The 12,486-nt window shown below is 37.4% G+C and carries 14 protein-coding genes; 3 read left to right on the forward strand and 11 right to left on the reverse strand.

Annotated features, from left to right (window positions below):
• Window positions 1–53 precede the first annotated feature (53 nt).
• The 4 genes from GHC26_RS06090 to GHC26_RS06105 all read right to left on the reverse strand — a co-directional run bounded on the left by GHC26_RS06090 (window position 54) and on the right by GHC26_RS06105 (window position 1,917).
• Window positions 54–374 carry a YbjQ family protein gene (locus GHC26_RS06090; protein ID WP_163970374.1) on the reverse strand — a complete coding sequence of 107 codons (321 nt, stop codon included), beginning with the start codon at window positions 372–374 and terminating at the stop codon, window positions 54–56.
• A gap of 298 nt (window positions 375–672) precedes the next feature.
• Entirely contained in the window at window positions 673–912 is a 240-nt protein-coding gene (locus tag GHC26_RS06095) for a hypothetical protein (RefSeq protein ID WP_163970375.1), read from the reverse strand.
• A 74-nt stretch (window positions 913–986) separates the two neighbouring features.
• Window positions 987–1,598 (reverse strand): DUF2812 domain-containing protein, encoded by a 612-nt coding sequence (locus GHC26_RS06100; RefSeq protein WP_163970376.1) that lies wholly within the window; start codon window positions 1,596–1,598, stop codon window positions 987–989.
• Window positions 1,585–1,917 (reverse strand): PadR family transcriptional regulator, encoded by a 333-nt coding sequence (locus tag GHC26_RS06105; RefSeq protein ID WP_163970377.1) that lies wholly within the window; start codon window positions 1,915–1,917, stop codon window positions 1,585–1,587. The genes GHC26_RS06100 and GHC26_RS06105 overlap by 14 nt, the downstream gene beginning before the upstream one ends.
• A gap of 647 nt (window positions 1,918–2,564) precedes the next feature.
• Between GHC26_RS06105 and GHC26_RS06110 the strand changes: the two genes are divergently transcribed.
• A complete protein-coding gene (locus GHC26_RS06110) occupies window positions 2,565–3,566 on the forward strand; it encodes a DUF3231 family protein (protein ID WP_163970378.1) in 1,002 nt (333 codons plus the stop codon).
• 96 nt (window positions 3,567–3,662) lie between these two features.
• Here the strand turns inward: GHC26_RS06110 and GHC26_RS06115 are convergent, their stop codons facing one another.
• Window positions 3,663–3,806 (reverse strand): hypothetical protein, encoded by a 144-nt coding sequence (locus GHC26_RS06115; protein WP_163970379.1) that lies wholly within the window; start codon window positions 3,804–3,806, stop codon window positions 3,663–3,665.
• 155 nt (window positions 3,807–3,961) lie between these two features.
• Between GHC26_RS06115 and GHC26_RS06120 the strand changes: the two genes are divergently transcribed.
• The gene (locus tag GHC26_RS06120; protein ID WP_205599201.1) at window positions 3,962–4,168 is read left to right on the forward strand and encodes a hypothetical protein; all 207 of its coding nucleotides are present in this window, start codon (window positions 3,962–3,964) and stop codon (window positions 4,166–4,168) included.
• 36 nt (window positions 4,169–4,204) lie between these two features.
• On the opposite strand, the gene GHC26_RS06125 is transcribed toward GHC26_RS06120, so the two are convergent.
• The 6 genes from GHC26_RS06125 to ortA all read right to left on the reverse strand — a co-directional run bounded on the left by GHC26_RS06125 (window position 4,205) and on the right by ortA (window position 10,601).
• Window positions 4,205–4,498 (reverse strand): DNA-binding protein, encoded by a 294-nt coding sequence (locus tag GHC26_RS06125; protein WP_163970381.1) that lies wholly within the window; start codon window positions 4,496–4,498, stop codon window positions 4,205–4,207.
• A gap of 42 nt (window positions 4,499–4,540) precedes the next feature.
• Window positions 4,541–4,942, reverse strand: a complete 402-nt coding sequence (locus tag GHC26_RS06130; protein WP_163970382.1) for a hypothetical protein — start codon at window positions 4,940–4,942, stop codon at window positions 4,541–4,543.
• A 1,453-nt stretch (window positions 4,943–6,395) separates the two neighbouring features.
• Window positions 6,396–7,226 (reverse strand): halocarboxylic acid dehydrogenase DehI family protein, encoded by an 831-nt coding sequence (locus GHC26_RS06135; protein WP_163970383.1) that lies wholly within the window; start codon window positions 7,224–7,226, stop codon window positions 6,396–6,398.
• A 240-nt stretch (window positions 7,227–7,466) separates the two neighbouring features.
• Window positions 7,467–8,810: an aminotransferase class III-fold pyridoxal phosphate-dependent enzyme gene (locus GHC26_RS06140; protein WP_205599202.1), complete on the reverse strand. Its 1,344-nt coding sequence runs from the start codon at window positions 8,808–8,810 to the stop codon at window positions 7,467–7,469.
• 17 nt (window positions 8,811–8,827) lie between these two features.
• Window positions 8,828–10,252, reverse strand: a complete 1,425-nt coding sequence (gene ortB, locus GHC26_RS06145) for a 2-amino-4-oxopentanoate thiolase subunit OrtB (protein ID WP_163970384.1) — start codon at window positions 10,250–10,252, stop codon at window positions 8,828–8,830.
• Window positions 10,253–10,301: 49 nt separating this feature from the next.
• Entirely contained in the window at window positions 10,302–10,601 is a 300-nt protein-coding gene (gene ortA, locus GHC26_RS06150) for a 2-amino-4-oxopentanoate thiolase subunit OrtA (RefSeq protein ID WP_163970385.1), read from the reverse strand.
• A gap of 338 nt (window positions 10,602–10,939) precedes the next feature.
• Between ortA and nhaC the strand changes: the two genes are divergently transcribed.
• Window positions 10,940–12,355, forward strand: coding sequence for a Na+/H+ antiporter NhaC (nhaC, locus tag GHC26_RS06155; protein WP_163970386.1), 1,416 nt, complete (start codon window positions 10,940–10,942; stop codon window positions 12,353–12,355).
• Window positions 12,356–12,486 lie beyond the last annotated feature (131 nt).

Genomic DNA, 12,486 nt, shown 5'->3' on the forward strand with positions numbered 1-12,486 from the left:
AAAAGTAATAGAGTATAAAACTAGTAAATATAATATTATTTTTTTGATGATATTTATTTCTTTTCAGCAACAACAGCTGTTCCATATGCTAGAAGTTCTGCAGCACCATTGGTAACTTGTGAGGTCACAAATCGCACATTAACCACAGCATTTGCTCCAGCTTTTTCAGCATCCTCCACCATTCGTTGCATTGCTCGTTGTCTTGATTCAGTCATCATTTCAGTATACTCTTTCACCTCACCACCAACCACATTTCGTAGACTGGCCACAATGTCTTTCCCGACATGCTTCGCTCGCACGACATTCCCTTTTGCCATCCCTTTTACTTCTACAATATCATACCCCGGAATAGTTTCAGTATTGACTAAGATCATCTCCATCTTCCTCCTTTTTGTTTTGAATCCTATCTTTCAGAACACCCATAAACACAAGAACTGTTCCCAAACCACCGATCACACTAGCGAGGATTAGAGTCACTAACGAATACCACCAATTATCTGCTATAAAAGGAACCGCAAAGGATACGATGTATAATATTGTGCTTATTGGAAACATGCTAACACCAATTCGAATCATGAGTTTCTCCTTTTAAGGATGTTGTGTAGTAGCAATCATCCCTTAATTAAATAATACTATAAAAAAAGAGTACATATTATTCAGCACTCTTCATTATTACTTTTGTTTTTTTAATACGCACAGTTCCTTCTCCAGTTTGTTCACCTTATCAGCAATGAAATCCACTTCAATAATTGATTCATTGATCAATTCAAACTGTCTCCCCACACCTTCTAATTTCGCTTCAATGGTATCAAATCGAATATGCATTTCTAATTTTAATTCATTTATATTTGATTTCATACTTTTCATTTCCGTACTCATTTCCCGCAATAAATCGAGAATCTGTTTTTCCATTTAATCACCCTATTGCTATTATATTTTATATTTATTAAACAAGCACCACTTTTTCCTCTAATATTCCTAACATCTTATGGTTTACTTTTTTCATATAACTTATTGGCTTTATAGGCACTAATCAAATATAACACCATCATTACTGGAATAAATAACCATGCAAATCCCCTAAAAAATGCAAATGGTGTTTCAAACAAAAACGCTCTCCAAAAGGCTACTCCCGTCATTTCCCACAATCCCGGGGTGAAATACAACGCTTTTGGATTAACGAGCACTTCAAGATTGATCATGTCCATCGTGATTAATACTACTAATAATGGTAAGTAACACATGGAAAGTTCCATAGACATATCGGATAACCGTTTATATTTACCTGCTTTCGATAACTTATCAGAAAAAATATCATCATCACTTGCTTCCGACATTTTTTGAAAATATTGTGCACCAGAATTCTTTTTCCCAGCAATATGTTTCCATCCGCTATCTTCAAATAATATGCGATATTCCAGGAAGTCCTCTTGTTTTTTAAACCTTCGATAGTCAATTTTGATGACGGCATCTTCTGGTTCGGCGGCGCGAAATTTGTATCCAAATGATCGATCTTCCAGCTGGTAGCCTTGTTTGGCCATGTCACGTAACCATTTCTCCTCTTTCTCCAAATCCAAAAAATACTTAAATTTTCTCATCCGAAATACCCCCAAATTGATTTTCGGTTATCCGAATCATATGTCGCATTCGTTCAAAGTCTAATCGCAAAACTTCTTTCCCTTTGTCTGTAATGACATAGGTTTTTCGCCGTTTATCTTCTGATTTCACCGATTGAATCAGCTCTTGTTTGAGTAAATTTTCAATTGCGCCATAAAGTGTTCCTGCTGCTATTTTGACTTGTTGATCACTTAACTCCTCCACTTTTTGCATAATCCGATACCCATGTGCTGTTTCGATTAAAACTAAAAGAATGTAATAGGTCGTTTCGGTTAATGGTAAATTCTTATCCCGATTCATAAGCCCCTCCAATTATAGACATACTATACAGTTAAACTGTATAGCTCAATAGTAAAAAAGCACAATTCCCTACATAAGATTGCGCTTTTTTGTTTGATATTTGGTTGTGTAGGGAGAGATGTTGCATGAGTTTGAGGTGGTGTTGCACAAGTTTGTGCTGTGGTTGCATGACATTTGGGTGCTGTTGCACGAGTTTGTGCTGTGGTTGCATGACATTTGGATAGCGCCGCACGACCTCTCGCTATCACACGAGATTGTGCTGTCATTGCATAAAATTCAAGTGCCGCCGCACGAGTTTGTGCATCTGTTGCATGAGTCAACAGCAATTTTTTAATAAAACACTACTCCCTCCTATTTTGTAAATATTTTTGAGTTAACAATCCAGCATTAAAAACAGATGAGATCAGCGCTATGTAAAACAATACCCTTGTATATAAGAACTCCTCTCGGCCAGTAAACTCAATATATGAAAAAGACCCAACCACAAAGAGAGTGGCAGTGATGATGGATAACACAAATTGTCCTTTAACGGATCTAATCATGCTCTCACACTCCTCTAATATTATTTATTATTTATCCACAAATTTTTCATAAAAAATGAGTATGTACAAATACTATGCATATACGCCATTATAGGAGAGATAAATATGGAAACTGAACACAAAGTTAGACTAACATCAGCGGAAATTTCAACGCTATGGAATGCCTATATCAATAATTCAATGTCAATCTGTATGCTTCGTTATTTTAACAATAAGGTAGAAGATAAAGAAATTAAGTCACTTATTGAACGTACATTAGAAATATCACAAAAGTCCCTCTCTAAGATTAAAGACATATTTAGAGAAGAAAACTATCCAATCCCGATAGGCTTTACTGACAAGGATGTAAATCTAGAGGCACCTCGTTTATTCTCAGATGAATTTTTTTTACATTACATTGATCAAATGACAAAGCCAGGATTTACCGCCTACGGTTTTGCCGCTGCAATCGTTTCTCGGCTTGACATTCAAGCATTATTTAACGAGTTTATTCAGGATACGATCGAGACAAATAAACGGGTAAAAAAAATGGCACTGGAAAAGGGCGTTCATTTACGGCCACCTCATATGAATAAACCGAAGGAACCGGAGTATGTCAATAAACAGAGCTTCCTTACAGGCTGGTTTGGAAATCGGAAACCACTACTTGGTATTGAGATTACGCAATGTTTCCATGACCTTCAAGCCAACGCGATTGGGAAAGCGTTGATCACCGGATTTGCCCAAACAGCAGAAACAAAAGATGTACGTGATTATTTTAAACGTGGGAAAGAAATCTCCAACAAACATATCAAAGTAATTACTACTATCTTAACAGAGGAGGATATTCCTGTTCCCCGTAATTGGGATGATGAAGTAATCAGTTCAACAGAAGCGCCATTTTCAGATAAATTAATGATATTTCATGTTTCTTTTTTAAGTCAAATTAGTATCGGGAACTACGGAACCTCCATTTCACAAAGTACGAGGCGTGATTTAATAACCCATTTGACTCGGCTAATGGGTGAAATCGGCCAATATGTAGAAGATGGTGCAAATTTAATGATTAAACATGGATGGTTAGAGCAACCACCAAAATCGGTGGATAAAAATGATATTATCAAATAGGACAGCTTCAAGAAAGCTGTCCTAACGTGTGTACGATCTAGCCATCTTCTTTCTTTTTATTATAATCAATACTATCCCAAGCCCATCTAACAAACATTAAAAAAACACCGTAAAAACTGCTTGTAACCCTCGTCCAGTCCAGTCAATGGTTTCCCTTTGTATATAATCCCAGGGGGTGATATAACTAATCATTAATGCAGCAGCTAAGACAATAGGGGAATACTTTCGAACAAGCTTCATGATTAAAACTCCTTACTTTTGTTCTATGTATTATTACGTTTTAGAGACCTGATTTGATTCACGGACAGGCACCAATCCAGTAGTAAATCATGATTCATTCATTAAATAAATCCTATTACACAAACTAATCCCAAACGAAAATGGAGGTTTTTTTCATGACGGAAAATAACGGAACACGTATAGAAGCACTGAAAGAACAGGCTCGTCGTTCTGGGTTGTCTTATAATGAAGCAAAAGAATTTATTGCGAAAACTACAGGAGGAAAGGGAACGAATATCTACAGCGATACGGATGTGGAAGAAGTGAAAAGAAAGAATCAACAATCCAAAAGCAATAAGCACAACCTAAACCAACCTAACTAAATTCGACAAAATTCGGGGAGTGACAGGCACCAAAACCTACTCCCCGATTTTTTCTAACCACTCCCGCAATTTCTTTTTCGGATAATATACTTCTTGATTTAACGTAATGTGCGGGACATCTGGATATTCTTGTAACAATGCTTTGGCATCTTTTTTAGAAACACCCATGAAGGAATGAACATCACTTTCTTTGATCAACTCGTGTTCCTCCTCTTCGAATAATTTTTCCAATGAGTAGGAAGTTGCACCAGGATTTTGAAAGTTTCTCAATCCATCTCCAATAAAATAACCAGCAACTGCAATCCCTATTGCCAAAAACAGTAAATCCATATGTATTCTCCTCACCAAACTAACTCTATTATGTAGAAATGTTTAATAATCAAACTCAAAATTATCTATCAAGTATTCTTCTTCTGTTTCAATTACTTCAAATCTGATCCATCTATATTCTCCTGTTGTATCGTGAAATCGAATTGTACCAGTCAACGCTCCAATATCATCTAACCAAACACCATCGTTTTCATTATAGTCTTCATCATATTCATACCATTTACTTTCGGCGAGATTTACGTATTCCTCTTGTGAAATTTTTGCTTGTAGATCTTCACTAAACAAGTCATATTGCTCCTCAAATTGCTTGTTCTGAAATTGTTCCCAATACGTTTCTAGCGTTAACTCTGGGGATGGGTCTTGTTCTTTTTCGCCCCCTTCAAAAATTTCTGCAGATACTAATACAATGAATACAACAAATAATCCTATGACTACTTTTTTCAACTACATCATCCCTAACTAATTTTATTATGTGTTATCAACAAAAAAAGATTTTATCAATTAGATGGCATCGAAATTTGAATTAGAATCTATCGATATACTGCTTGTCTCGGTCGAATGCACCTAATTGGTACTCAAATATGTAAAATAAACTAACCTGGGTATATTTCTCTTACTTCTACCATTTCCTTCTGATTCCTCCTCTCTCTGTTATTATAAATCATTAAGTAATAGATTCAATGAAAACTAGAGTCAAATAGTAATTAGACGACTCTCAAAAAGATATGATAGAGCTGTTAGTAAAAGATGGTTCATTAAGGAGCATATTACCAACCATTGGTCTGCCCTGTTTTGGTTAAACCTTAACAAAATCATGTAATCCCGACGTGCGATTCAATAAATGTTTTATTTTAATCTGTTTGTGTAATCTTTTCCTTTATAGAGGATGTTCAAAAAGTCCAGTAAAAATGACACATCTAATTTCTTCGTTGGCTTGCATATCCGCTCCTTGGAAAAGAACTACACTTTTCCTGCGTGCGAAGTAGATTCGGGAGCATTCCTTGTGCTCACGTATTAATTGCATACGCTCCGCTGCCGAGAGCTTCGCCGCCTCGAACTTTCGACTCGACAGGACGTGCTAGTATTGGCGTCGTCACAGGACGTGATGGTTTTAGCCAGTGAGACTCGACAGGACGTTAGCGTGAGGCGTTGCAACAGGACCCCTGAGACTTTTGCCGACTCGGTCCTTTCTATCCTCCTTTTTGAACACGCACTTATAGATATATAAGTTTTGTAGTAAGTTAGAATATAAATAGGAAGCAATTGAGTTCTTATTGAACACTCACCATTTTATTTGAACAAGAGGATGCAATTTTTCCGTACTACACTTTCGCGCCTGAACAAATAAAAGCCATTAACCTTCACCCATGCATTATTCCTCCAGTGAAAACAACTGAAGTAACTTGCTTTGTCAACAACTTGCGGGATTAGTGACATTAAACCGATTAAACTCTCTTGATCCTCATAAAGTTGCCTTGATGCCCACCAGCCTCACTACCTTGATCAATAACAATATACATTGCTGCTTTTCATCTTCAAATTGCTCCTTTGACAGTAACTGTTCTCATTAGAATAATGTTATGTTGTTTTTACTTACTAATAACTCTCCTAGAAAGAATGCCAAATGTAAAAGAACAAACAGGGACTTTTTCTTCAATTACAGTTTTATTTTGTCGTACTAAATTAAGAGCTAGAGGTCATAACCTCCTGCCCTTATTTTAAAGAAAAAATAGAGAATATATGACCCTTTTCTTAGTAGACTATTAGAAAAATTCACAAAGTGGGGGAAGTGTTTTCTTTCCTTTGTAAAGGTATCTGAAAAGGGTAGTTAATACATTAATTTTTGTCAAAGAGGCAGTCTATAAAATGAATTAATTCCCGTATCCATCCAACATCCTCACATTGAAGGGTCAATCATTCTTCTTAAATATTCTCCATCAATAATTAGGTCGGCTATAAGACTTTTAAACATGGAAACTAATCCATAAATTCCTGCAATTTCCGCATCATTATAGTAGTTTTCTAATAAAGATCGATTAACATTAACTGGATAAGGCATTTGGTGTGCAAGCTTAGCAGCCTTAGACCTTAGCCTGGCTGAAATGACTTTATATTCATCCGAACGAACATATGGTTTTAAATATTGCCAGCTTTCATCCAAAAATTCTGGATATAAGGCCAAAGCGCGAAAGTCGCTAGCGACATCAACTGACTGATGTACGTCGGCAATGTCAAGTAGTAATTTTTTTATAGGGGGTGGTGCTTCTGGGATATGCAATAGATCAATCTTGGGGAGAAATGGAAATACCCCTGGTTCTATAAATCCCTTAATCGTCTTCATGTCACCTTTAATTGGTCGATTGGCAAGGCTCTCTGACCACGCAGTAACAATAAGAAGGAGCTTTGGATTAACGTAATTAAAAGTAAAAATTATGTTTCTAATTTGTGCTGCTGTTTGTTCATCATAGTTGGACCAATTTATGTTTGGTGGTTGAATCGATATGGGTGGAAAGCGTAATAGTTGTACCGCCTCTTCCATGTTTACGGTTAACATATTTTGCCGAACTTCTTTCCAGGCGACAGAAAAGAACTTATCGTACAATGCCATTGTCCTAAATATAAAATTAACAACTGGTACCTTCAACACATATTTTATATCTTGATAAATGTAGGCAGTCTTGCCCTGTGCTTCAGATTCAAATATTTCTGGAACACCATAGTTATCCATCTTTATCACCTACCATGTCACAAAACTATAATGCCATCATATGTTCTAAGTCTATTTGTGTTCGTCGAAAAAAACATGGGGTCTTACTGCCCGTTAAGGCGAGATAAAAAAAGGATGCTAATCACAATGAGATTTGCATCCTTAATTACTCTTCCATTTAGTGTTTTCTCCCTAGAAATGAACCTATTAGTCAAATCCCCAGTTCTCAAAAATTCGACAAAATTCGGGTAGTGACAGGCACTACCACCCTTTTACGTTATCCAGTACACTATCAGGAACGCGGCCTTCTGCTACATCTTCAAAGGCTTCTGCCATAATTTGTAATGCCTTTTCGAGGTTTTCCTCGGAAATAGTGAGAGGTGGTGCTATTCGTAAGACGGAGCCTGAGAAGAATGTTAGAAATACACCTTTTTCCCAGCATCGCCAACAAATCTTAGCTGCCAATGAATTGCTTGGCTCTTTTGTCATGTGATCCGCTACAATATCAACTCCGAGCATCAAGCCTTTTCCTCTTATATCACCAATCATATCGTAGGGTTCCTGCAACTGACGAAAATGATCACGTACACGTTCGCCTATTTCCTCAGATCGGCTAACGAGTCCTTCATTCTCAATCACCTCTATTGTCCCTAATGCTGCTGCACAACTAATTGGATTTGCAGATAAAGAAAACGCACCAGCAGGCGGTTGCCATGAGATTAAAATCTCACTTCTTCCAACCACTGCACTTAATGGCATGCCAGATGCAATCCCTTTCCCTAAGGAAATTAAATCAGGTTCTAAATCAAGATGTTCACTTGCAAACCATCTTCCTGTCCGACCAAAACCTGTTTGGACCTCATCCGCTATAATCAGAATTTCATGTTTCCGGCACAACTCTTTCAACTTATTAATATAACGTTGCGGCGGAACAATTACTCCTGAATCCCCTTGAATCGGTTCAATCACAATCGCTGCCGTCTCTTCTGGTAAACAAACCGTTTCCAATAAATGTTCAATTTCCGCAATACACCGATCACTTTCTTGGTCACTATCTAATTCAGATCGATAAACATCTGGAAAAGGGATATGGTATACATCTGGTAAAAGAGGTCCCATATGACGTCGCATTGGTGGACTAATAGCAGACACACTTAATGCACCATATGTATTCCCATGGTAAGAACGAGAATATGCAAGTATCTTTGTTTTCTTCGTATAACTTCTAGCTAGTTTAATTGCAGTATCGTTCGCATCACTTCCAGATAAACCAAATGTTACTCGTTTCGGAAAATCCCCAGGGGTGAGTTGCGTCAGTTTTTCAGCTAATACAATCAGGTTTTCATGGCTGGCATAAGCAGGATTATAGTGAACTAATGTATCGATCTGTTCTTTCATCTTTTCTGTAATAACAGGATGAGCATGTCCTGTGTTTGTGACACATGCACTGGATAAAAAGTCAATCCACTCATTTCCATCAAAATCACGTATAAGGTCTCCTTTTGCTTCCTTGACGACTAGTGGAAAAAAGGGTAGCCTCATTCCTGTACCTAATACTTCCTCTTCTCTTTCTAGCAAATGAACATTATTCTCGGTAATATTCACGAAAGCTCCCCCTCTTCTTATGAATGGTGAAAAGTGATCTCAGTTTCTAAATAGGACTCTATATAATCCAAATCCCGATTAACCTCTAATGATAGGAATTCTTTATCCACTGTTTCTAGGTTTCTAGCATCTACTTTATTCAATATGTTACGCAAATACGATTTCCGGATTCGTTCGATATCTACTTCTTGTACATCCATTTGCTGAATGTGTTCTGGAATCACAATTGCTGATCCTGGTTTATTATCGTGGGGATCGCCTTTTGTCACGGTCACTCCTTGGTTCTTTGCAAAATTAAGCTGAGCGGTTGGATGTTTTCCTGCACCAGTATATTCGGACTCCTGGACAACCACAATTTCATCTTCATCCAATTGTTGTGCCAATACTAACGCAGCCGCTAAGGATGTATTACCAGCAGGACCTCTTTCTAACCCTTCCAGTTTTGCTAACAATTCCGTTGCATAAAACACTTCACCCTGGGTAACCGTTACAAATCGATCTAAATAACGTAATGGTCGTGCTGCATTTCGGGGAACATCCGAACGATCTGGATTTGTCGTAAATGGCATGCTAAACCCAGTATGTCCAGTTGTGAATGATTTTCGATTAAAATCCTCATCTGAAGCCATATGTAATCCCTTTAAATCCACCGAAACACCAACGATTTTTGAATGTTTATTTCCAAACTTTTTAAGGCCTCTAGCCGTACCTGTTACATTTCCTCCCCCTGCATGTGTGACACATACAGCAGCAGGTTCTTTCCCATATTGTTCTTGTACTTGACGTGCTAGCTCATATCCTAATGATTCCACACCAGCAATGGCATATGGAGAGTATAGAGAAGCATTAAAATAGCCAGTTTCCTCCAACATGGTTAACGCAGTATAGAAAAGTTCTGGCCCAACCGATAGCTGTATTACCTCAGCACCAAGAGCCTCACATTTTCTCGCCTTTTCCACAATTTCTGGCTGTCCTAACCCTTTACTGTCAAAGGTTTCTTGTAAAATAATGCATTTCAACCCTTGCTTGGCTGCCTGACTAGCTACAGCAGCACCATAATTCCCACTCGTAGCTGCAATAACACCTTTAAACCCTTTTCGTTTCGCTTCATAAACAGCTAAGGCTGCACGGCGGTCTTTAAAACTACCAGAAGGGTTGGCTGCTTCATCCTTCATTACGATGGTTGCACCTTTTCCTTTAGGAGATATTTTGCGAATTAGCTTGGTTAGGTGTTTTAATTCCCACAAAGGTGTCTGACCTACTTGTGTTTCGTTTTGAATGTTCATTACTTCATCTATTGAATAACTTAAGTCACTCATCATTTTTTCATAATCAAATGCAATAGCACCTTGCTTGAACGTCTCATAATCTATTTGTAACGAATCTTCCATAATTTTGTTTTTTCGCTGCATGACTTGTTCATACATTTGATCGGAATTCATATCCTATCCCTTCTTTCCTACTATTGATAGAATTAAAGTCCTTGAACTGTTATTTGTTTTCAAGAATTTTCTTTTCTTCTTCACCAATATCAAGTAATTCCATAACAGGAGGTCCATACCCATGATTATAACCAGGGTTCTCTTCCACTAGCTCACCTGTAATTATTCGTCCACTCAATGTTTTAATATCAGCTTGATCGTTTACATTAGTATCTTCTAAAAGGTATCCTCTTGCTCTCATTTCATATGAAACCTTTTTTGTATCATCCGGTAAACGATTGGATCTATCTTCTGGTCTTAGTAATATATTCTTTATTTCTACCCAAGTTCCTTCTTTTATTTCCCCCATCATATCGCCTCCCTTTGTTAAAATTACCACTATAAATTATAGCGTGTCAATAAAATAGAGAGACTCCTGTGAATATTTTATCATTAAGCATAATTGTAACTTTTTATACATTTTCACTCACATTTGAAAGGATAATTTATATTTACTTTAAACATCCTTTTATGTACAATTATGAATACATGTAATTTTTAGGCATTGTATGGAAATTTCGTTTGTAAAGTTGTGCAAAACTAGTTATTTTTTGAAAACGACATCATATATGCTCAACTAAGGAGGTGAAAAAACAGTAGCATAATACAACTAAAAAATCTAAAATACTAATTTGGGAGGGAAATAAATTGAGTAAAGAAAAACATGTTAGAAAACCCCACATATTCGAAGTGATCGTCGTACTTGTTTTGTTTTTGGCGATTGCATTTTCGTTCACCAGTGTTTTTGAACTACCGATCCAATTAGCTTTATTCATAGCATTATTTATAGTCATTTTACTAGGGTTACGATTAGGGTATACATACAATGATTTACAAGAAGCACTTAAAGGTGGCATTTCCAATGGCTTAGATGCTGTTTTAATTCTAATAGCTGTTGGTGCACTGATTGGGACGTGGATTGCAGGTGGAATTGTACCAAGTATAATTTATTATGGTTTAGAATTCATCCATCCTAGTGTGTTTTTGTTAGCTACATTATTCCTTTGTGCGATTACCTCTTTAGCAACAGGAACTTCTTGGGGAACGGCCGGAACAGCTGGTATTGCCATGGTCGCAATTGGAGAAGGCCTTGGGATTCCACTACCAATGGTGGTTGGTGCAGTACTATCAGGTGCCTATTTTGGAGATAAACTATCCCCATTATCGGATAGTACGGTACTGTCTTCTTCCATGTCGAAAGTAGATATCATTGAACATATTAAATCATTACTGTATGTCAGTATTCCAGCATTTGTCATTAGTGGGCTAGCCTTTACGATCGTGGGATTTACCTATGCATCCGATCAGGTAGACTTAGCAAGAGTAGATTCTGTCATGACGGCTATGAGTGATACCTTTAATGTTAGTTGGTATATGTTAGTACCTGCTGTTGTCGTCATTATTTTGTTAGCAATCAAAAAGCCTGCCGTACCAACGATTACGTTTGGTGCTTTATTAGGAGTAATTTGGGCCGCCTTGTTCCAAAATATGGAATTCATCTCAGCATTAGGTACTGCTTATAATGGGTTTTCCATGGAATCAGGAAATGAATTTTTGAATGAACTGTTAAACCGTGGTGGGATTACTGGAATGTTAGGCTCAATCGTAGTGATCTTACTCGGCCTCGGATTTGGTGGGCTATTGAATCATATTGGCGCATTACAAGTCATTGTTGATTCGCTAACCAAATTCATTACGAATACAGGACGTCTATCCGTGTCCACCCTCGCAACAGCTTTCTTATCAAACGTTTTCGGCTGTGCGATGTATGTCTCGTTAATTTTGACACCAAAAATTATGGAAAAGAATTACGATCGCTTAAAAGTTGACCGAAGAGTTCTGTCTCGAAATACCGAGGTAGGTGGAACACTGACTTCTGGTATGGTGCCATGGTCCGATAACGGTATATTTATGGTCGCGATGTTTGGTGTTCCAACATTACAATACTTACCATATATGTGGTTAAGCTTTACAGCTATCATCCTCGTTATCATTTACGGCTATACCAATAAATTTATCTGGTATACGGACGATCAAGAAGAAAGTCAAACTAATGCTGTATGAAAATAAAGTTGAAGCATGTCCTAAGGAGTTTTCCTTAGGGCATTTTTTTGTTGTCACGACTTGATGCTGGCGTCGCATGACTTCTGCTTGATGTCGCACGAGTTGATGCTGGCATCGCATGACTTCTGCTT

Source organism: Oceanobacillus halotolerans, assembly GCF_010993955.1.
Taxonomy (GTDB): domain Bacteria; phylum Bacillota; class Bacilli; order Bacillales; family Amphibacillaceae; genus Oceanibacillus_A; species Oceanibacillus_A halotolerans.